Origin of the sequence: Roseovarius sp. THAF8 (assembly GCF_009363735.1) — a bacterium.
In the GTDB taxonomy this organism is placed as follows: domain Bacteria; phylum Pseudomonadota; class Alphaproteobacteria; order Rhodobacterales; family Rhodobacteraceae; genus Roseovarius.
In genome coordinates, this window is sequence record NZ_CP045410.1 from 740,681 (window position 1) to 765,919 (window position 25,239).

Genomic DNA, 25,239 nt, shown 5'->3' on the forward strand with positions numbered 1-25,239 from the left:
CCTTCCCCGGCACGTGCTCGTGCCAACGCTTTCTTGTTGGATAGCCCTGCTGGAAGACGGCGCCCCAGAGGATCAGGACATTGATCCCGGAATACTGCCTCCCTGTGCTGGCATTTCGTGGCATGGCGAGCAACGCTTGCGCCACCGCCGTCCCCCAGGGCTGAACCCAGGGCACAGGCCTCTCCTCCTGCCCTCAACCCGTCACGGAAAACCCGCCCGCACTTTCACTCTCAGGGGGCGTTGCGGGGTCTCCCGCTGATGGGGGTGTGTCGGTAACGCCAGTGCCGACCAGGGGGAAGCCGTTCCCCCAGACAAGCCTCGCATTCAGCCGAGTCAGGCGCAAAAAAATGCAAAAGCCAACACTCGCGAACCCCTATCCCCGACGTGTTGTAATCCCCAGGATATCTGCGCTTATCTGTGACGCAATCGCGGTGCCTACTTTCTAGCGCCGGACGCCTTCCTTCCCGAAAGCTCGGGATCAAAGCCAACGGGCAATAAAAGAGGACCAAATGACGGATATCGATCTTAACGCCTTGTCGCTCCCCGAGCTGAAGCAGTTGCAAGAGAATGTTGCGAAGGCCATCGCGAGTTTCGAGGCCCGTCGCAAGGCCGAAGCCCGCGCCAAGGTGGACGACTTGGCCCGCGAACTCGGTTTCAGTTTCGACGAGCTTGCGGAAGCCGCTCCCACCCGGAAACGCGCAGCATCTGCGCCGAAGTACCGCCATCTGGAAAACGCCGAAATCACCTGGTCTGGCCGCGGACGCAAACCGGCATGGATCGCGGAGGCCCTAGCTTCGGGAAAATCGCTAGACGATTTTGCGATCTGATCGGGGAGACCTGCCTTGTACAAGCCCGCGAATGCCGTCCGCCTGCATGTCTCTCTGGCGGAGATTGACCCGCCGATCTGGCGGCGACTTGTCGAGCCGTCGGACTGGACGCTCGACAGGCTGCATCTGGTGCTGCAGGCCGCGTTCAGCTGGACCGACAGCCATCTGCATGAGTTCCGGATCGGCGGGTTGCGCTATGGTGACCCCGATCAGCTCGAGGATGGATTCGGGGGCCCGCAGACCTTCGACTACACCGGGGTCAGGCTGGCGAATTTCACCGGCCAGGATCTGACCTTCACCTACCTCTACGACTTTGGGGATGACTGGACCCATGTGATCCGGATCGAGGAGTGGCTATCCCTCGATCCCCTGCCCCGCCACGCAGAATGCACCGAAGGTGCCCGTGCCCGGCCGCCCGAGGACGTCGGCGGCCCCTGGTCCTATGCCGATTTCCTCGACACCATCCGCGATCCGAACCATAAGGACCACAGTTCCAACCTTCGCTGTGCCGGCGGGCATTTCGATCCGGACTGGTTCGACATCGACCTCATCAACAAGGATCTGCGCAACACCTTCCGCAAGAACACCAGCCGACGCCTGCATCAGCCCAAGCCAAAGCCTTCTGGTCGGTGAGCACAGAGGGCTCGGCTGTCCGTCGTCAGATGATTTGGAACACGTTGGCCTGACGGTCAGCGGAGGCTCTGGCTCTTTCATGGTTTAGGCTACGCGGCGGAAGCCCTCGATCATTGGCGTCTCCACAGTGCCGGGGGCAATCGCATTCACCGTCACGCCCTTGCTCGCGAATTCCAGAGCGAGGCTGCGGGTCAGGCTGACCACCCCGCCCTTCGCCGCCGAATAGTTTGACTGGCCATAGCCGCCCAGCCAAGCGCGGGACGAGATATTGACAATCCATCCCGCCCCCTGCCGATCATCACTGGCGCGACGGCACGGCAGGTCAGGAATTGCGACTCGAGGTTGGTGTCGATGACGTCGTCCCAGTCCGCCTCGTTCACGGCGGTGATCTTCTTGTCGCGGACGATGCCCGCGTCATTCACCAGAACGTCGATGGAGCGGAGGGTCCGGTGAACTTCGACCACGGCAGCCGATACCTCGGCGACCGCGGTCACGTTCACTTTCATCGGCAGGATCCGCGCATTCGGAAAGTCGGCTTTGAGCCTGGCCTGCGCCTCCCCCAGAGCCTCCTGATTCAGGTCGAAGATGGCGACGGCGCACCCGGAGGCCGCCAGCGCCTCGGCGATGCCGAGGCCAATGCCCCGCGCGCCGCCTGTCACGATAGCTGTCCTCATCGGATAAGACTCCCAGCAGATGGACGGAGGATGCCGCGTGGTCCACGCCTGCAATGCCGCCGCCTGTGCACTGCTTCAGCCCGATCTTCGCGCCTTCGACCTGACGGTCGGCGGCACGACCCTGCAGCTGCCATGTGATCTCGACCATCTGCGCGACGCCTGTTGCCCCAAGCGGATGCCCCTTGGCTAGCAGTCCGCCGCTTGGGTTTGCCGGAACCCTGCCGCCAAGCGCCGTGTCACCACGGCGCAGCAGACCGGCGCCTTCGGCGGGCGGGGCCAGTTGCAGGGCTTCGTAGTAGAGTATTTCGGCGATGGTGAATGCGTCGTGCAGTTCCACGACATCAACGTCCGCAGGCGGAACGCTGGCCTCCTCATAGGCCTTGCGAGCAGTGCGGGCGGCGATTTCCGCATCGAGAATATCCTCGCAGCCCAGTTCCTGATGACCGGATTGGAAGGCGGAGCCGAGGATGCGAATAGCCTTCTGCCTGCCCTTCGGCTGCTTCGTCGTAAGCACCTCGGCGGCCGCACCATCGACCATCGACGGGCAGCATTGCAGCAGGGTCAGCGGTTTGGCCACGGGGGCGCGAGGTCAGGACCTCCTCCAACGTGACTTCCTTGCGCTGTTGCGCATAGGGGTTGCATATGAGGCGGATAGCAGGTTCACGAAACCGAAATACCCTGCTGCCGGAGTGAGCAAATGTAATTCTGCACCTGGACGCGCGAGCAGGCCTCGGTAAAAAGCGCTCGCTTGAAGCGGCTCCAGTACATGCAGTGTCCGATCATTGCCTGGGTTTCCAACTCCAAAGCGTTTTGTCAGGCCTCACCAGAGTGTCATCGACCGGGAAGTGATCGTTCGAAAGCACCGGCGCCATTTGCGATGCCCCGGAAATACGGCCAGGATCTTACCCGACATGTCCGTTGCAGGCAGCCGGTCGCGGTTTTTCGTTAACACCGTGGGAATGCGCAGTCTCAAGAGCCATTGGGACAACAGGTTCTGGTCTATCTTTGCCTTGAACGCCGGTCGGATCGGATCGAGTAGAAGATCTGCAGAAGGCTGGCCGGATCAGCCGTCACGGCGCGATGGAAGGGCGGCGTTTATTACCGCAGAGACGGTCGAACTCGTCATTCGGCGGGCCCAGAGCATCGTTGATAGACCGCCGACTTCTTCAGGTGTTGCATCGTTCAGACAAGCGCCGCCACGACCGCATCCCCCATTTGAGTTGTTCCAACGAGTTCGCCTTCCAGAGTGAATATGTCTTGTGTTCGCAATCCAGAGTCCAGCACTCTGTCGACAGCTTGCTCAATCCTTGTTGCTTCTTCTTCCAACCTGAAGGACATCCGCAACATCATCGCCGCCGAGAGGATTGCTGCAATAGGATTGGCGACATTTCGTCCCGCAATTTCAGGAGCGGTCCCGTGAACCGTTGCAGCTGCATCGGACAGGATGTCCCCGAAGAGGTTTTCAGTCACCATGACATCGAACTGTTTGGGGTCGCGCAACAATTCCATCGCCGCAGCGTCCACATAAAGTTGGGACAGTGCAACGTCCGGATACTCCCTGGAAACCTAGGAAACCACATCGCGCCAGAGCACCATGGTCTCAAGAACGTTTGCTTTGTCGACTGACGTCAACTTCCCGGTGCGCCGTCTCGCCAACTCGAAACCTGCCCGCGCGATCCGTTCGACCTTCGACTCGGAGTAAGTCAGCGTATTCGTTCCCGCCCGTTCGCCGCCTGGCAAAGCCGAAATTCCTCGCGGAAGCCCGAAATACAGGCCCGAACTGGTCTCGCGGACGACAACAAGATCAAGGTCACGGACAATCTCAGGTTTGAGAGTCAAAGCGCCGATCAGAGCCCATTCCGCTCGTCAAGTTGGGCGATTGTCGTTCTTGTATTGAGTAGCAGAACGCATCTTGGCCCCGACCGAGCTTTCTGCCGGGATAGAGCGAGGAAATGTATCGACTTGCGATCTGAGCACTGTGGGCCTACCCGGAAATGTCCCGGAAAATGGTGTAGGAACTGGCGACCACCTCGCGCCCGCGGGCATGGGCCTGGCGGGATCCGTGGGCATGAAACAGTCTCCTCGGGCCGGACGCCGGCATGGGCCAGCCCGTAGGATTTTTCATATTATTATCCGAGCCAAGCGCCACCTATCGCCCGGCGTGTCCACCTTCAGAACGTTCGGCTGAGCGACACTTTCAGGGTCCGGCCCGGCGCCTTGCGGTTGGGCGAAGACAGGTGCCCCACGTAATCCGCATCGAAGGCATTCTCGATCCCGAAACGCACTTCGCTGCCCTCCAGCCAACGCGTACCGGGTGTCCAGGTGGCGCGCAGGTTATGCACGGTCGTATCCCCCAGATCCGCGCCAAGCGCGTCAAAGCGGTCGGCGGCGTGAATGACCTCCCAGCTGAGATCGAGGTAATCGCCAACCCGTTGACCCACCGTCAGCTGCACCCGGTCTGCCGCAGAGTTGCGCCATGTCCGCGAGGTGCCGTCGGGATTGTACTCGTGCCCCTCGCCCAGATGCCCGGCGAAGTCGACGTAGAAACCCCGGGCGGTCCCGTAGGACGCCTCAAGCTCGACCCCCTCGGTCGTGACACCGTCCAGATCACCTCCCATGGCGCCGGCCACGGTATAGGTCGTGATGTCCCACAGCTTCGTCTGGTACAGGTTTCCGCGCAGCGTGAACGAGTCGCCTTCCCGGAAGATGTCGGTTCCGGTGTAGGCGGCCCCGATCTCGAACGTGTGCGATTTCTCGGTCGTGGCCAGGCGGCGCTGCGCGGTGGCGGTGTCACCCAGATCGTCGATCGGCGGCAGCCCCTCGGTATAGGCCGCGCTGCCGAAGACCGAAACGCCGTTGCCGAAATCATAGGCCACGGCCAAGCCGCCCATCAGCGCGTCACTTGAATAGCTGCGAGACGCGCTCCCGAGCGACCCCGAGCTTTTGATCCGCGATGTCTCGTACCGGATCGCGGGGGTCACGGTCGTCTGGCCGATGGTCATCTCGTTCACCACGAAGGCGGCGAAACGGTCGTCCGTCCCGCCCGGCGCGCTATTGGCATCAAGGCGCTTCTTGTGAATGCCCTCGATCCCTGCCAGCATGTCATGCTCGATCGTGCCGGTCGTGAACATCGCCCGGTTCGACAGGGTCAGCTTGGTCGTCTGGTAGCGGTTGTCTGCACAGATCACGCCAAAGAAAGGGTTGGCGCAGAACACGGCCACCGGCTGTCCGCCTTGAAGGGGCGAGCTTCCGTCGATGTAGGTATTGTCGATCTTCTGATCCGCATAGGACAGGTTCGCGCGCAGGTCGATCAGGTCGTTGGCGGGATTGAAACGGTACTCGACGGTCGTCTGTTTCGTGTCCGTCAGCCGGTCGACCCGGCCAAAACTGCCGGGCGTCGTCTGGAACTGGTCATAGGGCACATCCTTGTCGTCCGCCTCTGTCCGCGAATGGCTGAACATCAGCGAATGCGCATCATCCTGCCCGAATGTGAATCTGGCCTTGGCCAGGAACGACGGCGTCTCGAACGAACTGTTGCCGATCTTGGTGCCGTCCCCGGCCTCCAGCGTGCCTTGGTCGCGCCAGGTATAGTTCAGCAGGAACTCCGCTCCCTTCGCCGGCATCCACGCGAGGTTGGTCGAGCTCACGAACCCGTTGCCATTGGTGCTGAATTCCAGCGTCTGCGATCCGCCAAAACCCAATTCCCCGCCCGTAAAGTCGGAGGCGTCCTTGGTTTCCAGCCGGACGACGCCGCCGACGATCCCCGAGCCGTAGGCAAAGCTGCCGATCGTGCCGCGCAGCACTTCGGCCTCTTTGTACAGGAACGGATCGGTGAAGAGCTGCGTGCCGATGCGGTAAAGCTCTTCCGACCCGACCGACGCGCCGTCGATCTGCACCGCGATCTTCTGATCCGATCCGTAGGTCGTGTTCGCGCCGAAGCCCCGGATGTTTATCCCCGACCCCTGCGGCGTGGTGCCGTTGACCAGCGTGACGCCGGGTACGGAATCGATCAGCTGCGCGACCGTGCTCGCCTGCCGGTCCTTGATCTCCTCCTCGTCGATGACGGTCCGCGACAACGCCGTGCCAAAACTGAGATCCCGTTTTCCGGGTGTCAGGATCAGCGTTCCTAGGAACCCCGGCTCCTCCTGCGCGGTGGCCGTTCCGGCCAGTGACAGACAGATCAGCGCGGTCGTGCCGCGCAACATCATGGTGAGCATGCGCTCGCTCCTTTTGCAAAAGTAGAACCGTTGCTTGCAAAAGGCTGGCGCGGCGTTTTCGCGATTTTTGATGATCCCCATCGCGACGGGTTGCAGCGCTAAACCAATCCGACTAAAACAGTCAAGTAAATTCACGAGCCACGCACCGTTGGAAGACCGGGCGCAGCCATCGGACCTGCACGCTTACCGAAGGATGCCCCATGAGCAACCGCACCTCCCCAACCCCAGACGACATCCGCGCCCACCGGGCGGAAAACCCCAAGCTACGCGCCCGCGACGCGGCACAGGCGCTGACGATTTCCGAGGCAGAACTGGTGGCCGCCGAGGTGGGCCGGGGCGTGACACGGATCGCGGCGCATCCCGACCGGGTGATCCCTGCCGCCGAACAACTGGGCGAGGTCATGGCCCTGACCCGCGTCGAGGCCTGCGTGCACGAAAAGGTCGGTGAGTACGGCAATTATCATCCCGGCGATCATGCCGCGATGACCCTGACCGAGAATATCGACCTGCGGATCTTTCAATCGCACTGGGTACACGGATTCGCGGTCGAAACCGAGACAGAGACGGGACCACGCCGGTCGATCCAGATCTTCGATGCGGCGGGTGACGCCATCCACAAGATCCACCTGCGCGAGTCCTCGCGGCACGATGCCTGGGCCGGGCTGGTTGCGGACCTCGCCGTCGAGGATCAGTCCGACACGCAGGCGGTCGCAGCCCGCCAGCCCACCGAAGCGCCGAAGTCGCGCCTCGACAAGCGCGATATCCTGCGCGACGAGTGGGCCCGTCTGACCGACACGCACCAGTTTCTGCGCCTGTGTTCCAAGCTGAAGATGAATCGCCTCGGCGCTTACCGCATCGCTGGCGCACCCTTCGTGCGCCGGCTTGATCCCAAGGCGGTGGACGACATGCTGCACGCCGTGCGCGATGCCGGGATCGAGATCATGCTGTTCGTCGGCAACCGCGGCTGCATCCAGATCCATTCCGGGCCGATCGCCACGTTGCACCCGATGGGGCCGTGGCAGAACGTGATGGATCCCGGCTTCAACCTGCACCTGCGGCGTGACAAGGTGGCGGAACTCTGGGCTGTCGAAAAGCCCACGCAACGGGGTCCCGCCGTCTCGGTCGAAGCCTTCGATGCCGATGGCGGCCTGATCTTCCAGTGTTTCGGCGTCGGCAAGGAAGGGCGCGATTCCCGCCCGGCCTGGGGCGAAATCGTCTCGAAACTGAATTCGGCCGAAGAGGTGGCGGCATGACGTGCAAATCGGGTGCAAGGGCGGCATTCCTCGCGATCGGCATCTCGATGGTAGGTGCCGTCGCGGCCTTCTCCGTCAGCGGACAGCAGGCAAAGACCTCTGAAAACCCGCATGCCACGGTCCTGTCCATTGGCGGCTCCGTCACCGAAATCGTCGCGGCGCTTGGACAGGAACACAGGCTGAAGGCGCGCGATACGACGTCGACCTATCCGCCGTCCGTCGAAAGCCTACCGGACGTGGGCTATATGCGGGCGCTGTCGCCCGAGGGCATCCTGTCGGTCGGTCCATCGCTCATCCTGTCCGAGGAAGGGGCCGGGCCGCCAGAGGCCCTTGACGTGATCCGCGCGGCAGACGTGACATTCGTCGAGGTTCCCGACGCGCTGACCACCGAAGGCATCCTGCGCAAGATCTCGGTCGTGGGCGATGCGCTCGACGTACCGGACCGGGCGGGCGCCCTGGCCGCCAAGGTCAAGGCCGAGATGCAGGCTGCGATATCGGATGCCGCGCGTCCCGAGGGGGACAAGAAGCGCGTCCTCTTCGTCCTGTCCACCCAAGGCGGCAAGATCAACGCGTCCGGCACCGGCACCGCGGCGGACGCCATCATCCGCATGGCGGGCGGGCTGAACGCGATCTCCGCGTTCGAAGGCTACAAGCAGATCACGGACGAGGCCGTGGGCCAGGCCGCACCGGACGTGATCGTGATGATGAACCGGACCGGCGACCATGCCATCACCGATGACGCGCTCTTCGACATGCCCGCGATCCGCCTGACCCCGGCGGCCCGAGAGCGCGCGGTCGTGCGGATGGACGGGCTTTTGATGCTGGGGTTCGGCCCTCGCACCGCCGAGGGTATCCGCCACCTGAATGCCGCGCTTTACGAACAGGGCATCTAGGCGATGGCGGCGATCACAGATGTGCATAGCCGTCCGCGCGACCGGGTGGCACGCGCTTACAGGCTGCATTGGCTTCTGTTGGGGATGCTGCTGGTTGCCTGTCTTGCCGGCCTTCAGGTCGGCGCCACGGATGTGCGCCTGTCCGATGTCTCGGCCCGGATACTCCAAGGCCAGCCCCTCAGCCAGATGGAACGCGTGGTCCTGTGGGACATCCGTTTGCCGCGCCTTGTCATGGGCGTGCTGGTCGGCGCGGCGCTTGCCGTCTCGGGGGCGGTCATGCAGGGGCTGTTTCGCAATCCCCTGGCGGATCCGGGCATCGTGGGTGTCAGCGCCGGGGCCGGGCTGGGCGCGATCCTGGCGATCGTGCTGGGCGCTCAGGCACCGGCCTGGCTGGCAGGCGCGGTCGGCGCGCACGCGGTGCCGCTCGCAGCCTTTCTCGGCGGTTGGGGATCGACCCTTCTGCTTTATCGTGTCGCCACGCGTCGCGGACACACCTCCGTCGCCACGATGCTGCTGGCCGGCATCGCGCTCGGGGCCCTGGCCGCCGCGCTTTCGGGGGTGCTTGTCTACATGGCCGATGACCAGCAACTGCGCGACCTCACGTTCTGGGGGCTCGGATCGCTTGCCGGGGCCAACTGGGCCAAGGTGCTGGCAGCAGGTCCCATGATCCTTCTTGCGACAGGCGCGTCCCTGACTCTCGCCCGTGGTCTCAACGGCCTGGCCCTGGGTGAGGCCACAGCCGCGCATATCGGCATACAGGTGCAGCGCGTGAAATTCCTGGCCATCCTCGCGGTCGCCGCAGCGACAGGGGCCGCCGTATCGGTATCGGGCGGGATCGGCTTTGTAGGCATCGTCGTGCCGCACCTGCTACGCTTGGCGTCGGGACCGGATCACCGCGCGCTGCTTCTGAACGCGGCGCTGCTCGGCGCGATCCTGCTGGTCTTTGCCGACGTAATCGCGCGGGTCGTCATCGCTCCCGCGGAATTGCCCATCGGCATCGTCACCGCCGTCCTTGGCGCGCCCGTATTCCTGTGGATCCTTCTCAAGCGACGGGGGCTCGTGGACCTGTGAGTCTCGTGGCAACGGACATTCATGTCTCTTACGGACGCCGCCCCGCGGTGCGCGGTGTCACCCTCGACGCCGCTCCGGGCGAGGTCACGGCGATCGTCGGGCCCAACGGCTCGGGCAAATCAACGTTGCTCGGTGCGATGACGGCCGCGGCCGCCTATCGCGGCACCGTCAGCCTCAACGGTCGGGACATCGCGGGGATGAAACCGTGGGAATTGGCCGCGCAACGTGCCGTGCTTCCGCAAGCGTCACGGCTTGCCTTTCCCTTCACCGTGATCGAGGTGGTACGCCTCGGGCAGCAGGCCGGCACCGCCGGACAACACGCCGAGGTCGCCCTGGCGGCGCTGACGCGCGTCGGTCTGGCGGACTATGCCGACCGGACGTTCCAGGAACTCTCGGGCGGCGAAGCGCAGCGCGTGATGCTGGCCCGCGTACTGGCCCAGGTCTGGACCCCGGTCGAGAACGGCCAACCGCGCTGGCTCTTGCTGGACGAACCTGTCAGCAGCCTTGATATCGCGCACCAGTTGCAGGTCATGGAAATCGCCCGGGATTTTGCCAGGGCGGGCGGTGGCGTCATCGCGGTCATGCACGATCTGAACCTCACCGCGCTCTACGCCCACCGGGTTGCCGTGCTTTCCGAGGGGCGGCGGCTGGCCTTCGGCACGCCTGCCGGGGTCTTGACCGACAGCATCCTGTCGCAGGCCTATGGCTGCAGCTTGAGGGTTTCCGCTCCTCCCCCGTCGGGAGTGCCCTATATTCTGCCGCACGCGGCCTCTGCCTGAAAGGATCGTCCATGCGCCTCGCCACGCTTCTTCTGTGTTTCGCGGCACCCGCGCTGTCCCAGCCGGCCGCCGATATAGTCATCCTCGGCGAAGTCCACGACAACCCGGACGCGCATCTCGGCCAGGCCGCGGTGCTGGAAGAGCTGCAACCGACCGCCGTCGTGTTCGAGATGCTGACCGCCGAAGAGGCAGACAAGGCCGACGCGGACCGGACCCGGATCGAGGCCGCCTGGGAGGCCAGCGGATGGCCCGACTATCCGATCTACGCGCCGCTCTTCGATCCATTGGACGAGGCCCGGATCATCGGGGCGGCAGCGCCGCGTGACAGCGTCAAGACCGTCTATAGCGACGGCGCCGCCACCGTGTTCGGCCCTGACGCCACGCTTTACGGTCTGGACGCCCCGTTGGCGCAAGAGGAACAGGCGACGCGCGAAGCGATGCAGTTCGCGGCCCATTGCGAGGCCATGCCGCTGGACATGATGGGTGGCATGGTCGCCGTGCAACGCTACCGCGACGCAGTCTTCGCCCGCGCCGCGCTTGAGGCGCTGGAGGCATATGGTCCCCCTGTCGCCGTGATCGCCGGCAACGGTCACGCAAGAACCGACTGGGGCATTCCCGCGATGATCGCGCGCGCCGCGCCTCAGGTCACAACCCACGCCATCGGTTTCGTCGAGTCGCAAACCGATATACCGTTTGACGAGACCCGGATCGTTCCGCCAGCCGACCGGGACGATCCTTGCGCGACACTGAACATTCAATGAGGCTTTCGATGTACCTTGCCATGAACCGTTTCACCGTCCCCGAGGAAAACGCCGCCGCGTTCGAAGAGCTTTGGCTGACCCGCGAAAGCAGGCTGAAGGACATGGCCGGCTTCGTGTCGTTTCACATGCTCAGGGGGCCGCAGGAGGAGGGCCGCGTCCTCTATGCGTCGCACACCGTCTGGGAAAGCGAAGAGCATTTCCGCGCCTGGACCACCAGCGCCGAATTCCGTGCCTCCCACGCGCGCGCCGGCGAAAGCCGCAAGCTGCATGAGGGTACACCGAAATTCGAGGGCTTCAGCGCGATCCAGAAGATCGACGCCGACGCACCCGCATGACACCCCGCGTCACCCGCACCGCGCCGGTCTTCCGCAGCTTCGACGAAGGCAAGGCGCGGTCGTTCTACGTGGACTGGCTGGGATTCGAATGGACCGGCGAGGTGCGCATCTTCCCCGACGCGCCGCTCTATGCCTTCCTGCGCCTGGGGGATTTCCACCTTCATCTCAGCGAACATCACGGCGATGCCACGCCCGGCTCGACCGTGATGGTTCATGTCGACAACCTGCGCGACTGGCACGCCACCCTGCCGCCCTACCCCAACATGCGGCCCAAACCCCAGCTTTTGCCCTGGGGCCTCCAGATGGAGGTGATCGACCCCTTCGGCAACCGCCTGCGCTTTCTGGATCAGGCCGCCGGTCGCTGAATGTCCCAAGGCAAGCCCGCGGCGCAGCCCGAGATTTCTTGACTGAAACAATCGGAATATTGTACGCATGACACAAACCCGAGTCGAATAGTCGGGAAATTTCGCGCAGCGATCGTCACCCGTGGTCCGGCCACCGCGAATGGCAGCCCGCATGTCATTGGAAGGAAACATGAATGATGCTCCCCGACCTTGACGTTCACGCCACGGCCCGGGCCGCAGAACAGCTTGGCCGGCGCACAGCGTCAAGCCACGCGGTGAGGCCGTGATGAGTCGGACCAGCACCGTCCCCGAGCCGCGTCAGATCGTGGACCACGACGAAGGCGCCGTCTACGACGCCCGCGACCTGATCGTGAACGGGGTAAAGGCCAATATCGTCCTCGACGGCCAGACCTACACCTTGCGCATCACCCGCGCGGGCAATCTGATCCTGACGAAGTGAGACCCGCCGCCCCGACCACCTGAACCCCATGCCAGACAGTGCTTAAACCATCTTCCAGCGAGGCCCAATGTCAAAAGTCCCAAGTCCCTGTATCGACGTCTGCAAGTTCAAGCGTGACGGCCATTGCATCGGCTGCTCGATGACCAAGGCGCAGAAATCCGCCTTCAAGCAACTGAAGAAGGACAAGCAGCGCGAGGCTTTCGTGGAACTGGTCGTCGCGCAGCAGACCGTCATGGGCCGCTACAAACACTGGGATCAGGCCTACGCGAAGAAGTGCAAGAAAAAGAAAGTGTCCCTGACCGTTCTCGACGGCGGAAAAGCGGCCTGATGCGGCGCAGGTCACACCTGCGCCGATAGCAATTCGAACCCGAGAGACAAACCAAGAGGCTCTTGAATGACATCTGCCCTGCAATGCCGCCACGGATCCGAAAGCGGCTTTGAAACCCAAGCGCTGGCCGGGCCAGGCCCGCTGATCGACCACCTGCGGCACGTCGCTCGCGATGCGCGCTGCAAGAGCTACGTCGATCTTTTCGGGGCCTGCGCCACGCTGTCTGTCAATGGGCATGTGGCCAGATACGCGGCCTCGGAGATCCTCGTGCGCTGCTTGTCCCAGGCTCTGGGCCGGCGCCCGATCCTCTTTCGCGACGGCGAATGTGAAACCTCCTTCGACGAGGACTGGCTGATGTCGCTGGCCCGCAGTATCAAGTCGAACGACCAGGCAAGCACGACGTTCCTGCTGCATTCTCGCGTCCCCAAGCACGCCCACCGCAACCTCGTCTTTCTTCTAGGGACTGTCGCTGACAATTTCGCTCGGATTTAGAAAGATTCTAAACTGGCTTGCCGATCGGGTCATTGAGACCTAATTAGGTTGTGCAAGCCAGCCATTTGCCAGCCAGCACCTTTCCCGGACACCAAATCAGGAGGCACGAATGACCCAGACGGCCCAATCCCTTTCGACCGACGCCAACGCCCAGATCGCCGAGGCACTCAACCAGTGCGTCGCGGAAACCGCCGTCGCGACGATGCTGGCGCAGAATTTCCACTGGAACGTGACCGGCATGGCCTTTGGCCCTCTGCACCAGTTGTTCCAGACAATGTACGAAGACCACTTCGTCGCCCAGGACGACCTGGCCGAACGCATCAAGGCGTTGGACGGGCACGCCGAGGGGATGCTGGCCGGCATGTTGAAGCGCTCGAAAGTGCCCGAGGCCGAGGGGGTCCCCACCGCCGAAGAAATGATCCGCCTTTTGAAGGAAGCGCAGGAAACCCTGGCCGAAACCGTAGCCGGCGCCGGCGAACTTGCCGCCAAGCATGGCGACACGCTGACCGAGGACCTGTGCATCGCACGCGGGCAGACGCACGAGAAATTCGCCTGGATGCTTCGCGCGCACCTCAAGTAAGCGTCGATACCCGATGATCCGGGCGATCTGACCCCAGACACCATTTTGGATGGCGGGCTTGCGCCATCCAAGTCTTTCAGGGTCGACACAAGACCTCAGTTTGCACGCAATACAGTCTGTCTTGGCGTTTCGATCCGATGGTCCGGGCACATGTCCGAGCAGCCCCTCAATTTCCGAGTTTTTAAATCAGGAATTGAGGTATCCGACTATTTTTGTAAGAGTCCCGGCATCAACCGATTCTTACGGCTCAACGCCGCGATCGCTCATCTGACCGAATTGAGGGACTCCAATGCCACGTTTACTTCTCGCCGCAAGCGCGATCACACTGGGTTGTGCCGGCAATGCCCAGGCTCAAAGCGCACCCGAGGTGCTCGAAACCTACGCCGATATCGCACATGCCAACTACTCGGACAGCCTGACCACGGCAGAGGCGCTTGAAGCGGCCGTGGACGCGCTGATCGACACCCCGTCCGCCGACACGATGCACGCCGCCCGCCAGGCATGGCTCGAGGCGCGCGTGCCCTACCAACAGACAGAGGTCTTCCGGTTCGGCAATCCCATCGTCGATGACTGGGAAGGCAAGGTGAACGCCTGGCCGCTGGACGAGGGCCTGATCGACTATGTCGACGGTGCCTATGGCGGACCGACCGATGCCAACCAGTTGGCCGCGCTCAATGTCATCGCCAACCCGACCTTCACCCTGTCGGGCCAAGAGATCGACGCATCGGACATCACGCCCGCCCTGCTGCAAGACCAGTTGCACGAGGCCGACGGCATCGAAGCCAACGTGGCGACCGGATATCACGCCATCGAGTTCCTTCTCTGGGGCCAGGATCTGAACGGCCATGACGACGGCGCCGGCAACCGTCCCTGGACCGACTATGCCCAGGGCGATGACTGCACCAACGGAAATTGCGACCGCCGGGCCGACTATCTCACGGCCGCGACCGAACTTCTGGTGTCGGACCTAGAATGGATGGTGTCTCAATGGGCCGATGGCGGCGCCGCCCGCGAAAACCTGACGCAGGATCCCAAGGCAGGGCTTTCGGCGATCCTGACCGGCATGGGCAGCCTCAGCTATGGCGAGACCGCGGGCGAACGTATGCGTCTGGGCCTGATGCTGAACGATCCCGAAGAAGAGCATTCGTGCTTCTCGGACAACACCCACAATGACCATTTCTACGACGGCGTCGGCATCCGCAACGTCTATCTGGGCGAATACGTGCGCACCGATGGCACGCTGGTCTCCGGTCCTTCCCTGTCGGACCTCGTGGCGCAGGATCATCCCGAGCTTGACCGCGAAATGCGCACCCGCCTCTCCGACGCCGTCCTTGCCCTTGGCCGAATCAAGTCCGCGGCCGAGGCAGGGTTTGCCTATGACGAAATGCTGGCACGCGGCAACGCGGGCGGCGAGGCACTCATCATGGGCGGCGTCGAAGGTCTGATCGAACAGACCCGGTCAATCGAGCGCGTGGTCAGCGCGCTCGAGCTTGGCGGAATCGAGATCGAAGGCTCCGACAGCCTCGATGATCCGTCCGCTGTCTTTCAATAACGCCTGCGGGCGTCATGGGGGTGCGCCCGGCGGCGCGCCCCTTTCCCTTGATGAACGACCCCCGATGACATTCAAGCCTTCCCTGTTGCTGGCATTCGCAGCGGCATCTGTCCTTCCCGCCGTCCCCCTCGCCCAGGAAACGGCCCCGTCCGCATGGGCCAATTTGCAGGACATACATCTCGACGTCATTCCCCGCACCGAGGATGAACGCCGCCGGGTCGCCGCTGTCACCGCGCCTCCAAAGGACTTCTCCGCACCCTGGACCTTTGAGGAAAACTCCGGCGGGGCGCAGACCGTTCGCGCCCGGCAGACGCCCGACGCCTTTTCCCAGCCCGCCGACAACCTGACATTCGAACAGGAGCTCGATTTCCGCGTCGGCAACGGTCTCTTCCGGCGGCTCTGGGTGTCTCCCCCGGCATCGACGATCGCGTCGGACGGCCTCGGCCCGCTGTATAATGCCCGCTCCTGCCAGCGCTGCCATCTGAAAGACGGGCGCGGCCATCCTCCCGAAGGCCCCGGGGACAGCGCGGTTTCCATGTTCCTGCGCGTCTCGGTGCCCGCATCAGCCCCGCAGGACATCGAACGTTTCATAGCCGGGACCCACGCCACCAGCCCCGAGCCGACCTATGGCAGCCAGTTGCAGGATTTCAGCCTGCCCGGCCACGCCCCGGAATACCGACTTCAGGTCACCTACGAAGAGATCGAGATCCCGCTCTCGGGCGGCGAGACGGTCACCCTGCGACAGCCCAGCTATGACGCGGTTGATCTGGGCTACGGTCCGCTGGCCGAGGACGCCATGCTCAGCCCGCGGGTCGCACCGCAGATGATCGGCATGGGCCTGCTGGAGGCAATCCCCACCGCCGACATCCTCAGCCGCGCCGATCCGGACGACAGCGACGGGGACGGCATTTCAGGACGACCCCAGGTGGTCTGGTCCGACGTCCATGATCAACCCATGCTGGGCCGTTTCGGGCTCAAGGCCGGCAATCCTACCGTGCTCGAGCAGAGCGCCAGCGCCTTCGCCGGCGATATCGGCATTTCGAACCCGATCCATCGCGCTGGCGCGGGTGAGTGCACCGATGCGCAGACCGACTGTACCGCCGCCCGGCACGGCGGCGACCCCGAACAGGGCGGGCTCGAGATCGACCAGACCGGGCTCGACCTCGTTGCCTTCTACAGCCGGACGCTGGGCGTTCCGGCACGGCGCGACGTGGACGACCCAAAGGTTCTGCGCGGGCGCAAGGTCTTTTTCGATGCGGGATGCGCATCCTGCCACCAGCCCAATTTCGTCACGCATCGTCTGGACGGCGAAAACCCGGCCAGTTTTCAGTTGATCTGGCCCTACACGGACTTGCTTTTGCATGATATGGGTCCCGGGCTGGCCGATGATCGTCCCGAAGGCCGCGCCGACGGCCAGGAATGGCGCACCGCGCCGCTCTGGGGGATCGGCCTGACCGAGACTGTTTCCGGCCGCAGCACGTTCCTGCATGACGGGCGGGCACGGTCGCTGCTGGAAGCCGTTCTGTGGCATGACGGCGAGGCGCGCGCCGCCCGTGACAAGGTGGCGGAAATGCCGCCCCGGGATCGCGCGGCCCTGATCCGCTTTCTGGAGAGCCTATGAAATACCTGTCCGCCCTGATCCTCAGCTTCGGTCTTGTGGCCGCACCGGCCCATGCCGGGGTTGATGACGCCCTCGAACAGCACATCCTGCGGGGACTGGAACGATTTACCGAGGCGTCGGAGCAACTCGTCGAAACGGCCGAAAACGATTGCCGGGCGGATGCATTGCGTCCCGTTTTCCAGGACACGTTCGACGCGTGGATGCCGATTTCGGATCTCCGCATCGGGCCGTCCGAAACGGGCGCCCTGTCGGTCGGGTTCTGGCCCGATCCACGCGGCTTCACCCAGCGCGCCCTCAATGGTCTGATCACCGACGAGGATCCGGTCGCGCACGACCCGGACGCCTATGCCGATGTCTCGATCGCGGCACGCGGATTGTTCGCGCTGGACATGCTGCTCTACGATCCGGACTTCTCGGACTACGCCGCACAGAGCTACACATGCGCCCTCGTGACCACGATCTCCGCCGATCTCGGCAGGCAGGCCGAGGCGCTTCAGTCCGCCTGGGAAACGGAGTTTGCCCCGGTACTGCGCACGGCAGGAGAGGCCGGCAACACGACCTACATGACCGACGCCGAGGCGAAGCGGGCGATCTTCACCCAAGTCCTGTCATCGTTGGAGTTCACGTCCGGAAAACGACTGAGTCTGCCAATGGGCGATTTCGACCGGCCGCGCCCCGCGCAGGCTGAGGCGCGGCGCTCGGGGCGGTCCCTGCGCAACGTTCGGCTTGCGGTTGGCGGTGCCGTCGATCTTGCCCGCGCCCTGGCCGACCGGGATCTGCCCCGCACCGAAGACGCCCATGCGCATTTCAGAAAAATCGCGGATCGCATCGAAGACCCCGCCTTGGGCGATGTCGCGACACCGCAGGGCCGGCTGCGGGTCGAGGTGCTTCAGCAGGCCGTGAAAGCGCTGCACGACACCATTGCAAGCGAGGTCGGTGAACCGCTGGGCATCGCGCCCGGCTTCAATGCCCACGACGGAGACTGACCATGCCGACCACCCGCCGAGGTTTCCTTGCAAGCCTGCTGGCCGCCGGCAGCGTCCCCCATCTTGGCTGGGCCGCGGCCGGCAATCCGCATTTCCTGGCAGCAGCCCGGCAACCCGATGGCCAATTCGCGCTCTACGGATTGACCGATGACGCCGAAGTTGCGTTCCGCATCCCCCTGCCCGCCCGCGGACATGCCGGGGCCGGACATCCGCACCGGGCCGAGGCCGTCGCCTTCGCCCGCCGGCCCGGCAGCTTCGCCCTGGTGATCGACTGCGCGCGCGGCATTGTCGTCCACCGGCTGACCCCGCCCGAGAGGCGCCAGTTCAATGGCCACGGCGTTTTCGCCGAAGGCGGCGCGCTGCTCTTCACCAGTGAACAAGCCAGCGACACGAGCCAAGGCTACATCGGCATCTGGGACGCCAGCGCGGAATACCATCGCATCGGTGAATTTCCGACCGGCGGCACAGGCCCGCATGACCTGCGCCTCATGCCGGATGGCGCCACTCTGGTGATCGCCAATGGCGGGATCGCCACCGATCCCACCGACCGGACCAAGCTGAACCTCGACACGATGCGGCCCAATCTGAGCTACCTGTCACTCGATGGCGCGTTGCTCGAACAGGTCGCACTTTCAGACGACCTGCACCAGAATTCGATCCGTCACCTTGCCATTCGCGCCGACGGGCTGGTGGGCTTCGCGATGCAGTGGGAAGGCCTGCCCGACAGCGCCACGCCGCTTCTCGGCCTGCATCGGCGCGGCAGCACTCCGGTCCTCGCGTCCGCCCCGCTTGCGGATGAGTTGGCCATGCAAGGATACGCCGGCAGTATCGCGTTTCGCGGCGACGAAAAGGAAATTGCCATCACCTCGCCGCGGGGCGGCAGGCTGCATCGTTTCACCGACGACGGAGACTTCCGCGGCGCCCTGTCCCGCGCCGATATCTGCGGGCTCGCGACCCGTGGCGCGGGCTATCTCGCCAGCGACGGGCTGGGCGGTCTGATCGGCATCGGCGCGGACGGCCCGCGTGCGCTCGACCGGATCGACTGCGCCTGGGACAACCATATCGTGGCGCTCTGACGCGCGCCTCAGAACATCACTCTCGGCAGCCATGTCGCCAGTGACGGCCAAATCCAGACAACCGCCACACCCACGGCCTGCAATCCGATAAACGGCATCACCCCGCGATAGATATGGCCCGTCGTGATCTCCGGCGGCGCCGCGCCGCGCAGATAGAACAGCGAAAAGCCGAAAGGCGGGGTCAGGAACGAGGTCTGAAGGTTGATCGCCAGGATGATCCCCAGCCAGATCGGATCGTGCCCTAGCAGGATGAGCGACGGCGTCACCAGCGGCAGCACGATCACCGAGATTTCCACGAAATCCAGGAAGAAGCCCATGAAGAAGACGATGATCATCGTCACGATCAGCGCCCCCGTCGCCCCGCCAGGCAGGTTCGCCAGCCAGTAGGCCACCCGGTCCTCTCCGCCCAGCCCGATAAACACCAGTGAAAACATGCCCGCGGCCAGTATCGTGGCAAAGATCATCGCCGTCATGGTCATGGTCGAGGTGACGGCATCATGCGCCACCCGCTCCGCCAGCACGTTGCGCAGCGCGGCCAGCACGCCGATCAGCCCCAGCACCGCCAGCGCAATGTACATCCCGCCCGCCACATACGATCCTGCGCCCAGATCCCCCCGCTGCAACCGCACCGGAAAGACGCCCGCCGCGATCGCCAGCGCGATCAGCGCCACGGCCGAGATCAGGATCAGGCCGCGCATCCGGCCCAGCCGCGCACCGGACATCAAAAGCGCCCCCACGGCGCCCACCGCCGCGGCCTCGGTCGGCGTCGCCAATCCGCCCAGGATCGAGCCTAGAACGGCAAAGATCAGCAGCACGGGCGGCACGATGGCCTCCAGCACTTCGCGCCCGCTCGGCTTGGACATGGTCGCATCCGCCGGCGGCATGTCCTGCGGGCGCAGGGCGCCCCGGACCAGCACGTAGATCAGGTAGAGCGAAACCAGAACAAACCCGGGGATCAATGCGGCGGCAAAGAACTGTCCCACCGACAAGGCCTCGACCGAGAACTTGCCCTGCTCGTACTGCGCCTGCTGATAGGCGTTCGACATCACGTCGGCGAGGATGATCAGCAGGGTCGAGGGCGGAATGATCTGCCCCAAGGTTCCGGCGGTACACACGATCCCCGCCGACACGCTCGGATTGTATCCCGATCGCAGCATCGTCGGCAGCGCGATCATTCCCATCGCCACCACTGTCGCCCCCACGATCCCGGTCGACGCCGCCAAGAGCGCCCCCACCAGGATCACGGAGATGCCAAGCCCGCCGCGCAACGACCCGCAGGCGCGGCCCATCGTGTCCAGAAGTTCCTCGGCGATGCGGCTTTTCTCCAGCAATGCCCCCATCAGCACGAAAAGCGGTATGGCGATCAGCACCTGGTTCGAGATCAGCCCGAACACCCGTTGCCCGAACGCGCCCAGCAGCGAGATATCCATCGCGCCCAGGCCCCACCCCAGATAGGCGAACAGCACCGCGATCCCGGCGATGCTGAAGGCCACCGGAAAGCCCGACAGGATCGCCACCACCAAGGCCGCAAACATCAGAAGGTCGAGATACTCGGTCACGCCGGCTCCTCCCCGGCGACAAGCCGCAGCAGGATCGCGAGGGATTGCAGAGCGACCAGCACGCAGAACACGGGGATCAGCGATTTCAGCAGGAACACCGCCTCGATCCCGCCCACAGATATGGGCCCTTCAAGTATCTTCCACGAATTGCGCACCGATGGCCAGGTCCACCAGAGCAACGCCGCCATGGACGGCAGCAACAAAAACAGGTGCCCGGCCATGTCGATCCACCGCCGCGTGGCTGGGGCGGCCTTGGCATAAAAGATGTCGACCCGCACATGCTTGTCGACCAAGAGGGTGTATCCGGCGGCCAGCATGAACAGCGTCGCGTGCAGGTACAGCACGCTTTCCTGCACCCAGATCGAATTGACGCCGAAGACATAGCGCCCCACCACGATGCCGAACTGCACCAGCACCATCAACAGCGCGAACCACCGCAAAACGCTGGCGATACCGCGATTGATCGCGTCGATCATCCCTGCAAGTGCCAGCATGTCGCGGCCTTCCCTGCCCCTTGGGTCATGACGCGCGAGGGTGATCCCCGCGCGCCCGATGTCTCAGTAGCCCATCACCGCGGCACGGGCATTCATCTGACCGTTATCGGCATAGGTCATGTAGGCCCCGATGCTGTCGCGATAGGCGACGAAACTTTCGGTGATCCGCTTGACCAGTTCGTCGCTGTCCTCGCGCAGCTCGGCGATCACCTCCTTGGCGGCCTCGCCCATGGCGTCGATCACTTCCTGCGGGAACTTGCGGACCTGAACACCGTCTTCCTCGACCAGTTTCTTGAGCGAGGCCGCGTGCTTGGTGGTGTATTCCGTCCAGACCGGGTTGTAGAGGCTTTCGCAGGCCACCGACACCGCTTCTTTCAGGTCATCGGGTAGCGCGCCGAACACCTCGGCATTCACACCGCATTCCTCGGCCGAGGACGGCTCGCCCACGCCCGGCCAGTAATAGTTCTTGGCCACCTGTTGATAGCCCAGCGCGCTGTCGGTCCACGGCCCGATGAACTCGCCCGCGTCCAACGCGCCGGTCTGCAACGCCTGGAACATGTCCGGCCCGCCCATGGCCTCGGCCGCCATCCCCAGCTTGGCGCACATCTCGGACGCAAGGCCGGTGGTGCGGAACTTCAGCCCTTTCAGATCCTCGACCGAGTTGATCTCGTCGCGGAACCAACCGCCCCATTGCGGGCCGGAGTTGCCGCACAGGAACGGCTTGATGCCGAACTGGCCGTACATCTCATCGTACAGCTCTTGCCCGCCACCGTGGTACAGCCAGCCCACCTGCTCATCCGCGCGCAGCCCGAAAGGCTGCGAGCCGAACAAAAGGATGCCCTTGGATTTCGACCCCCAGTAGGCCGGAACCGCGTGGTACAATTCTGCCGTGCCTTCGCTGACCGCGTCGAACACGCCGCGCCCGGGCACCAGTTCGCCAGCGGCGAACAGTTTCACCTCGATCCGCCCGCCCGACAGCGTGGTGATCCGGTCGGCCAGCATCTGCGCCGCCACACCGGGGCCAGGCAGGTTCTTGGGCCATGCCGTGACCATCTTCCATTGCTGCACGTCCTGCGCGATGGCCGGAGTGGCCAGCGGCGCGGCGGCAGTGCCCACGGCGGCGGTCGTCAAAAATTTGCGTCTGTCCATTACGTCTCTCCTTGTTGGTCAGTGGGTTATCGTTTGTGTCGAAAGCCTAGGCCTTGCCTTCCAGCCCGTCCTCGGCCGCGTCCGACGCATTCGGAATGCGCATCTCGAAGACGTCCTTGATGCAAGTGTAGTCGTAGTACCCCATCCGCGCGATCGGCTGAATTTTCGCAATGTTCAGCTTGCCCTCGGGCGTCAGAACCGCGTCGTCGACATGAATTCGGGCAACCTGCCCAAAAACTACATCGACCCAGCCTGCGTTGCTGTCGCCGCGCAGGCGATGCGTCGAAAGATAGCGGCACTCGAAATGCGCCGGGCTTTCGGCCACGCGCATCCCCGGCGCGTCGATGCAGGCCGCGCGGGTGACACCCGCCGCATCGAACTCCTCCTCTTCCGGCGGCACGGCCATGGCCGAGATGTTGACCGCCTCGCGCAACTCAAATGTCGCCATGTTCCACACGAACCAGCCGGTCTCTTCCGCGTTGATCACCGTGTCCTTGCGCCGCCCGTCGGGGTACTGGTTGGCCGCGAACATCACCATCGGCGGATCGAAGGTCAGGTTCTGCCACTGGCTGTAGGGCGCCAGATTGTGCACGCCGTCCACGCTGACCGTCGATAGCCAGCCGATAGGCCGCGGCACCGTACAGCTTTTGAAAGGCGAAAACGGCAGCGGGCAGTCTTCCTGTCCGGGAGCGTAGTGCATTCCTCAATTCCCCAGAATACCCGGCAAGCGCAGCCCGTGATCCTTCGCGCAGTCGATCGCGGTCTCATATCCCGCATCCGCATGACGCCACACGCCCGAGGCCGGATCGTTCCACAGCACACGCTCCAGACGTTTCGCGGCCTCCGGCGTGCCGTCCGCCACGATCACGACACCCGCGTGCTGGCTGAAGCCCATGCCGACGCCGCCGCCGTGATGCAGGCTGACCCAGGTCGCGCCGCTCGCGGTATTCACCAGCGCGTTCAGCAGCGGCCAGTCGCTTACCGCGTCCGAGCCGTCCTTCATCGCTTCCGTCTCGCGGTTCGGGCTGGCCACCGAGCCACTATCGAGGTGGTCGCGCCCGATCACGATGGGTGCCTTCAACTCGCCGCTGGCCACCATCTCGTTGAACTTCAGCCCGGCGCGATGCCGGTCGCCCAACCCGATCCAGCAAATCCGCGCGGGCAACCCCTGAAAGGAAATCCGCTCACGCGCCATGTCCAGCCACGTGTGCAGCTTCTCGTTCTCGGGAAACAATTCCTTCATCGCCTGGTCGGTCTTGTAGATGTCCTCGGGATCGCCCGACAGCGCACACCAGCGGAACGGCCCAATCCCCTTGCAGAACAAGGGCCGGATGTAGGCGGGCACGAAACCCGGGAAGGCAAAGGCATTCTCCAGCCCCTCCTCCTGCGCGACCTGCCGGATGTTGTTGCCGTAATCCAGCGTCGGCACCCCGTCGTTCCAGAAATCCACCATCGCCTTCACATGCACCTTCATCGACGCGCGCGAGGCTTTTTCGACCGCCTTGGGATCGCTCTCGCGCTTCTCGCGCCACTCGGCCATGCCCCAGCCCCGCGGCAGGTAGCCGTTCACCGGGTCATGCGCGCTGGTCTGGTCGGTCACGATATCAGGCCGCACGCCGCGCTTGTGAATCTCGGGAAAGATATCCGCCGCATTGCCCAGCAGCGCCACCGACTTGGCCTCGCCCGCCTTGGTCCAGCGGTCTATCATCTCCAGCGCCTCGTCGAGGCTGTCCGTCTTCTCATCGACATACCGCGTGCGCAGGCGGAAATCTATGCTGTCCGGGTTGCACTCCACCGCCAGACAGCACGCACCCGCCATCACCGCGGCCAAGGGCTGTGCCCCACCCATGCCGCCCAAGCCGCCGGTCAGTATCCACTTGCCGGTCAGGTCTCCGTCGTAATGCTGACGCCCGGCTTCGGCAAAGGTCTCGTATGTGCCCTGCACGATACCTTGCGACCCGATATAGATCCACGACCCGGCCGTCATCTGGCCGTACATCATCAGGCCCTTCTTATCGAGTTCGTTGAAATGGTCCCAGTTGGCCCAATGCGGCACGATATTGGAATTGGCGATCAGAACGCGCGGCGCATCCGCATGGGTCTTGACGATAGCCACCGGCTTGCCCGACTGCACCACCAAGGTCTCGTCGGCTTCCAGATCCTTCAGCCCGGCAACGATCCGGTCGAAATCATCCCATGTCCGAGCGGCGCGCCCGATTCCGCCATAGACCACCAGTTCATGCGGGTTTTCTGCCACGTCCGGGTGGAGGTTGTTCATCAGCATCCGCATCGCCGCCTCGGCCTGCCAGCTTTTCGCGGTGATCTCGGTGCCGGTGGGCGGGTAGATGTCACGCAGGTTATGGCGGGGATTGGTCATTCGGGCCTCCAACGGATCAGGTCGTCTAGAATAGTTTTCAGATGCGGGCGCAGGCGGTCCGAGCGGTCGGGCGCATAGTCCCAGGGCGGGCTTTCCTGCATGTAGGTGGACTGGGCCAGCTCCATCTGGATGGCGTGCAGGCCCTCGCCGGGCCGCCCGTAATGCCGCGTCGTCCAGCCGCCCTTGAAGCGACCGTTCAGGATGGCGGTGTACCCTTGTGCCGCCTCGCACCTACGATACACGCTATCCTGGATCGACGTCGCGCAGGTCCGGCCCTCGTCGGTGCCCACGTTGAAATCGGGCAGAACACCCTCGAACAGAAACGGAATCTCCGACCGGATCGAGTGGCAGTCATAGAGCACCACAAACCCGTGAATATTCAGCACCCGCTCCAGCTCCGCCGCCAGCGCCGCGTGATAGGGCGCGTGATACGCCTCGCGCCGCCGCGCGATCTCGGCCTCGTCGGGCTCCGCGCCCTCGCGCCAAATGGGCTGCCCGTCGAAATCGGTTACAGGGCACAGCGACGTGGTGTTCTGGCCGGGATAAAGGCTCGCGCCCTCCGGGTCGCGGTTCACGTCGATGACATAGCGGTGGATGGTCGTGCGCACCGTGGTCACGTCGCCCATCAACCCGGCATAAAGCCGATGGATATGCCAGTCTGTGTCGGCCAACGCCTGCCCGGTCTCGTTCAATCCTTCGGCCACGTCTTGCGGCACATCCGTTCCCGTATGGGGCAGGCCCAGCACCAGCGGGCTCTGCCCGCGCGTCATCTCAAGAA

At 64.1% G+C, this 25,239-nt stretch carries 25 protein-coding genes and 4 pseudogenes; 18 read left to right on the forward strand and 11 right to left on the reverse strand.

Going from position 1 to position 25,239, the window contains the following annotated elements:
* Positions 1–37 precede the first annotated feature (37 nt).
* Positions 38–175 (reverse strand): annotated as a pseudogene (locus FIU85_RS03590) (ArdC-like ssDNA-binding domain-containing protein); the annotation flags it as partial.
* Between the two features lie 334 nt (positions 176–509).
* Here FIU85_RS03590 and FIU85_RS03595 point away from each other — a divergent pair.
* Positions 510–827 carry an H-NS family nucleoid-associated regulatory protein gene (locus FIU85_RS03595; RefSeq protein WP_152495881.1) on the forward strand — a complete coding sequence of 106 codons (318 nt, stop codon included), beginning with the start codon at positions 510–512 and terminating at the stop codon, positions 825–827.
* A 15-nt stretch (positions 828–842) separates the two neighbouring features.
* On the forward strand, positions 843–1,460 hold the full coding sequence (locus FIU85_RS03600) for a plasmid pRiA4b ORF-3 family protein (RefSeq protein ID WP_152495882.1): 618 nt from the start codon (positions 843–845) through the stop codon (positions 1,458–1,460).
* Between the two features lie 84 nt (positions 1,461–1,544).
* Here the strand turns inward: FIU85_RS03600 and FIU85_RS22195 are convergent.
* Positions 1,545–2,134 (reverse strand): annotated as a pseudogene (locus FIU85_RS22195) (SDR family oxidoreductase).
* Between the two features lie 19 nt (positions 2,135–2,153).
* Between FIU85_RS22195 and FIU85_RS22200 the strand changes: the two are divergent.
* Entirely contained in the window at positions 2,154–2,324 is a 171-nt protein-coding gene (locus tag FIU85_RS22200) for a hypothetical protein (protein ID WP_216647097.1), read from the forward strand.
* Here the strand turns inward: FIU85_RS22200 and FIU85_RS22585 are convergent.
* The 3 genes and pseudogenes from FIU85_RS22585 to FIU85_RS03625 all read right to left on the reverse strand — a co-directional run.
* Positions 2,271–2,672 (reverse strand): annotated as a pseudogene (locus FIU85_RS22585) (thiolase family protein); the annotation flags it as partial. The gene FIU85_RS22200 and the pseudogene FIU85_RS22585 sit on opposite strands and share 54 nt — an antisense overlap.
* 644 nt (positions 2,673–3,316) lie before the next feature.
* A pseudogene (locus FIU85_RS22275) lies at positions 3,317–3,973 on the reverse strand (isocitrate/isopropylmalate family dehydrogenase).
* Between the two features lie 332 nt (positions 3,974–4,305).
* Positions 4,306–6,351, reverse strand: a complete 2,046-nt coding sequence (locus FIU85_RS03625; RefSeq protein WP_152495884.1) for a TonB-dependent receptor — start codon at positions 6,349–6,351, stop codon at positions 4,306–4,308.
* Between the two features lie 200 nt (positions 6,352–6,551).
* On the opposite strand from FIU85_RS03625, the gene FIU85_RS03630 reads away from it, so the two are divergent.
* The 15 genes from FIU85_RS03630 (at position 6,552) to FIU85_RS03700 (ending at position 18,882) form a co-directional block, all read left to right on the forward strand.
* Positions 6,552–7,604: a hemin-degrading factor gene (locus FIU85_RS03630; RefSeq protein ID WP_152495885.1), complete on the forward strand. Its 1,053-nt coding sequence runs from the start codon at positions 6,552–6,554 to the stop codon at positions 7,602–7,604.
* Complete coding sequence (locus tag FIU85_RS03635) at positions 7,601–8,497, forward strand: hemin ABC transporter substrate-binding protein (RefSeq protein ID WP_254702997.1); 897 nt, start codon at positions 7,601–7,603, stop codon at positions 8,495–8,497. The genes FIU85_RS03630 and FIU85_RS03635 overlap by 4 nt, the downstream gene beginning before the upstream one ends.
* A gap of 3 nt (positions 8,498–8,500) precedes the next feature.
* Entirely contained in the window at positions 8,501–9,568 is a 1,068-nt protein-coding gene (locus FIU85_RS03640; protein WP_152495886.1) for an iron ABC transporter permease, read from the forward strand.
* Positions 9,565–10,347 carry a heme ABC transporter ATP-binding protein gene (locus FIU85_RS03645; RefSeq protein ID WP_152495887.1) on the forward strand — a complete coding sequence of 261 codons (783 nt, stop codon included), beginning with the start codon at positions 9,565–9,567 and terminating at the stop codon, positions 10,345–10,347. Before FIU85_RS03640 ends, FIU85_RS03645 begins: the two co-directional genes overlap by 4 nt.
* Positions 10,348–10,358: 11 nt before the next feature.
* A complete protein-coding gene (locus FIU85_RS03650; protein ID WP_152495888.1) occupies positions 10,359–11,108 on the forward strand; it encodes a ChaN family lipoprotein in 750 nt (249 codons plus the stop codon).
* 8 nt (positions 11,109–11,116) lie between these two features.
* The gene (locus tag FIU85_RS03655) at positions 11,117–11,443 is read left to right on the forward strand and encodes an antibiotic biosynthesis monooxygenase (RefSeq protein WP_152494438.1); all 327 of its coding nucleotides are present in this window, start codon (positions 11,117–11,119) and stop codon (positions 11,441–11,443) included.
* Positions 11,440–11,808 (forward strand): glyoxalase superfamily protein, encoded by a 369-nt coding sequence (locus FIU85_RS03660; RefSeq protein ID WP_152492033.1) that lies wholly within the window; start codon positions 11,440–11,442, stop codon positions 11,806–11,808. Before FIU85_RS03655 ends, FIU85_RS03660 begins: the two co-directional genes overlap by 4 nt.
* A 265-nt stretch (positions 11,809–12,073) precedes the next feature.
* Entirely contained in the window at positions 12,074–12,247 is a 174-nt protein-coding gene (hemP, locus tag FIU85_RS03665) for a hemin uptake protein HemP (RefSeq protein WP_152492032.1), read from the forward strand.
* Between the two features lie 67 nt (positions 12,248–12,314).
* Positions 12,315–12,575 carry a DUF1289 domain-containing protein gene (locus tag FIU85_RS03670; RefSeq protein ID WP_152492031.1) on the forward strand — a complete coding sequence of 87 codons (261 nt, stop codon included), beginning with the start codon at positions 12,315–12,317 and terminating at the stop codon, positions 12,573–12,575.
* Positions 12,576–12,641: 66 nt separating this feature from the next.
* Complete coding sequence (locus FIU85_RS03675; RefSeq protein WP_152492030.1) at positions 12,642–13,067, forward strand: hypothetical protein; 426 nt, start codon at positions 12,642–12,644, stop codon at positions 13,065–13,067.
* 109 nt (positions 13,068–13,176) lie between these two features.
* A complete protein-coding gene (locus tag FIU85_RS03680) occupies positions 13,177–13,647 on the forward strand; it encodes a Dps family protein (RefSeq protein WP_152492029.1) in 471 nt (156 codons plus the stop codon).
* Positions 13,648–13,936: 289 nt separating this feature from the next.
* A complete protein-coding gene (locus tag FIU85_RS03685) occupies positions 13,937–15,199 on the forward strand; it encodes an imelysin family protein (RefSeq protein ID WP_152495889.1) in 1,263 nt (420 codons plus the stop codon).
* A gap of 64 nt (positions 15,200–15,263) precedes the next feature.
* A complete protein-coding gene (locus FIU85_RS03690) occupies positions 15,264–16,820 on the forward strand; it encodes a di-heme oxidoredictase family protein (RefSeq protein WP_152495890.1) in 1,557 nt (518 codons plus the stop codon).
* Positions 16,817–17,806, forward strand: a complete 990-nt coding sequence (locus FIU85_RS03695) for an imelysin family protein (protein ID WP_152495891.1) — start codon at positions 16,817–16,819, stop codon at positions 17,804–17,806. Before FIU85_RS03690 ends, FIU85_RS03695 begins: the two co-directional genes overlap by 4 nt.
* A gap of 2 nt (positions 17,807–17,808) precedes the next feature.
* Entirely contained in the window at positions 17,809–18,882 is a 1,074-nt protein-coding gene (locus tag FIU85_RS03700) for a DUF1513 domain-containing protein (RefSeq protein ID WP_152495892.1), read from the forward strand.
* Between the two features lie 8 nt (positions 18,883–18,890).
* Here the strand turns inward: FIU85_RS03700 and FIU85_RS03705 are convergent, their stop codons facing one another.
* From FIU85_RS03705 to hutG, 6 genes are all read right to left on the reverse strand, one after another.
* Positions 18,891–20,441 (reverse strand): TRAP transporter large permease subunit, encoded by a 1,551-nt coding sequence (locus FIU85_RS03705; RefSeq protein WP_172978786.1) that lies wholly within the window; start codon positions 20,439–20,441, stop codon positions 18,891–18,893.
* Positions 20,438–20,935 (reverse strand): TRAP transporter small permease subunit, encoded by a 498-nt coding sequence (locus FIU85_RS03710; protein WP_152495893.1) that lies wholly within the window; start codon positions 20,933–20,935, stop codon positions 20,438–20,440. Before FIU85_RS03710 ends, FIU85_RS03705 begins: the two co-directional genes overlap by 4 nt.
* A 63-nt stretch (positions 20,936–20,998) precedes the next feature.
* Positions 20,999–22,084, reverse strand: coding sequence for a TRAP transporter substrate-binding protein (locus tag FIU85_RS03715; protein WP_152495894.1), 1,086 nt, complete (start codon positions 22,082–22,084; stop codon positions 20,999–21,001).
* A gap of 46 nt (positions 22,085–22,130) precedes the next feature.
* Positions 22,131–22,784: a flavin reductase family protein gene (locus FIU85_RS03720; protein WP_152492022.1), complete on the reverse strand. Its 654-nt coding sequence runs from the start codon at positions 22,782–22,784 to the stop codon at positions 22,131–22,133.
* A gap of 3 nt (positions 22,785–22,787) precedes the next feature.
* Positions 22,788–24,461 (reverse strand): urocanate hydratase, encoded by a 1,674-nt coding sequence (hutU, locus tag FIU85_RS03725; RefSeq protein WP_152495895.1) that lies wholly within the window; start codon positions 24,459–24,461, stop codon positions 22,788–22,790.
* Positions 24,458–25,231, reverse strand: coding sequence for an N-formylglutamate deformylase (gene hutG, locus FIU85_RS03730; RefSeq protein ID WP_152498170.1), 774 nt, complete (start codon positions 25,229–25,231; stop codon positions 24,458–24,460). The genes hutU and hutG overlap by 4 nt, the downstream gene beginning before the upstream one ends.
* Positions 25,232–25,239: the final 8 nt, after the last annotated feature.

Excerpts from the sequence above, each read along its gene's own strand:
- FIU85_RS03695 (WP_152495891.1), top strand. The coding sequence starts at position 16,817 with ATGAAATACCTGTCCGCCCTGATCCTCAGCTTCGGTCTTGTGGCCGCA.
- FIU85_RS03700 (WP_152495892.1), top strand. The coding sequence starts at position 17,809 with ATGCCGACCACCCGCCGAGGTTTCCTTGCAAGCCTGCTGGCCGCCGGC.
- FIU85_RS03685 (WP_152495889.1), top strand. The coding sequence starts at position 13,937 with ATGCCACGTTTACTTCTCGCCGCAAGCGCGATCACACTGGGTTGTGCC.
- FIU85_RS03710 (WP_152495893.1), bottom strand. The coding sequence starts at position 20,935 with ATGCTGGCACTTGCAGGGATGATCGACGCGATCAATCGCGGTATCGCC.
- FIU85_RS03690 (WP_152495890.1), top strand. The coding sequence starts at position 15,264 with ATGACATTCAAGCCTTCCCTGTTGCTGGCATTCGCAGCGGCATCTGTC.
- FIU85_RS03635 (WP_254702997.1), top strand. The coding sequence starts at position 7,601 with ATGACGTGCAAATCGGGTGCAAGGGCGGCATTCCTCGCGATCGGCATC.
- FIU85_RS03675 (WP_152492030.1), top strand. The coding sequence starts at position 12,642 with ATGACATCTGCCCTGCAATGCCGCCACGGATCCGAAAGCGGCTTTGAA.
- FIU85_RS22200 (WP_216647097.1), top strand. The coding sequence starts at position 2,154 with ATGGACGGAGGATGCCGCGTGGTCCACGCCTGCAATGCCGCCGCCTGT.
- FIU85_RS03655 (WP_152494438.1), top strand. The coding sequence starts at position 11,117 with ATGTACCTTGCCATGAACCGTTTCACCGTCCCCGAGGAAAACGCCGCC.
- FIU85_RS03715 (WP_152495894.1), bottom strand. The coding sequence starts at position 22,084 with ATGGACAGACGCAAATTTTTGACGACCGCCGCCGTGGGCACTGCCGCC.
- hutU (WP_152495895.1), bottom strand. The coding sequence starts at position 24,461 with ATGACCAATCCCCGCCATAACCTGCGTGACATCTACCCGCCCACCGGC.
- hemP (WP_152492032.1), top strand. The coding sequence starts at position 12,074 with ATGAGTCGGACCAGCACCGTCCCCGAGCCGCGTCAGATCGTGGACCAC.
- FIU85_RS03670 (WP_152492031.1), top strand. The coding sequence starts at position 12,315 with ATGTCAAAAGTCCCAAGTCCCTGTATCGACGTCTGCAAGTTCAAGCGT.
- hutG (WP_152498170.1), bottom strand. The coding sequence starts at position 25,231 with ATGACGCGCGGGCAGAGCCCGCTGGTGCTGGGCCTGCCCCATACGGGA.
- FIU85_RS03630 (WP_152495885.1), top strand. The coding sequence starts at position 6,552 with ATGAGCAACCGCACCTCCCCAACCCCAGACGACATCCGCGCCCACCGG.
- FIU85_RS03680 (WP_152492029.1), top strand. The coding sequence starts at position 13,177 with ATGACCCAGACGGCCCAATCCCTTTCGACCGACGCCAACGCCCAGATC.
- FIU85_RS03660 (WP_152492033.1), top strand. The coding sequence starts at position 11,440 with ATGACACCCCGCGTCACCCGCACCGCGCCGGTCTTCCGCAGCTTCGAC.
- FIU85_RS03625 (WP_152495884.1), bottom strand. The coding sequence starts at position 6,351 with ATGCTCACCATGATGTTGCGCGGCACGACCGCGCTGATCTGTCTGTCA.
- FIU85_RS03650 (WP_152495888.1), top strand. The coding sequence starts at position 10,359 with ATGCGCCTCGCCACGCTTCTTCTGTGTTTCGCGGCACCCGCGCTGTCC.
- FIU85_RS03640 (WP_152495886.1), top strand. The coding sequence starts at position 8,501 with ATGGCGGCGATCACAGATGTGCATAGCCGTCCGCGCGACCGGGTGGCA.
- FIU85_RS03720 (WP_152492022.1), bottom strand. The coding sequence starts at position 22,784 with ATGCACTACGCTCCCGGACAGGAAGACTGCCCGCTGCCGTTTTCGCCT.
- FIU85_RS03595 (WP_152495881.1), top strand. The coding sequence starts at position 510 with ATGACGGATATCGATCTTAACGCCTTGTCGCTCCCCGAGCTGAAGCAG.